Origin of the sequence: Acidovorax sp. NO-1 (assembly GCF_000238595.1) — a bacterium.
Taxonomy (GTDB): Bacteria; Pseudomonadota; Gammaproteobacteria; order Burkholderiales; family Burkholderiaceae_C; genus Acidovorax.
In genome coordinates, this window is record NZ_AGTS01000016.1 from 1 (window position 1) to 444 (window position 444).

Consider the following 444-nt stretch of genomic DNA (forward strand, 5'->3'; position numbering starts at 1 on the left):
TTGGCGCCACTTGCGGATGAAGTCCGTCACCCGCGTGTAGCCACCTTCGTAGCCCGCTGCCTTGATCTGCGTGAACAAGGCCTTGGCCGTGCGCCGCTCCTTCTTGGGCCGCTTGGCATCGGCCTTCAAGGCTTGCTTGAGCTCCGCCTCGTGCGCCGACAGCTTGGTCGCCTTCGCCGCCTCCCGGCGGTACTTGGGCTCGACCGGCTGCGCCTCGTCCAGCCACTTGGCCACCGTGTTGCGCGACAGACCCGTGGCCCTCGATATCTCCCGCTTCGTCTTCTTGTCCCGGCGGTGCATCCGCCGTATCTTGCCAATCATGTCCATGGTGATCACCCTCTTCATTCCCTTGCTGCACAAAACAGCAGGGTAGGTAAAACACCTGGCTCAGTTTTAGGTCGGCATCACACCAAAAAGTGGCTCAGTTTTCGGTCGGCGTCAACA

General features: G+C 61.3%; 1 pseudogene. It reads right to left on the reverse strand.

What is annotated here, in order from left to right:
* Positions 1–327, reverse strand: a pseudogene (locus KYG_RS01525) (IS21 family transposase); the annotation flags it as partial.
* Positions 328–444: the final 117 nt, after the last annotated feature.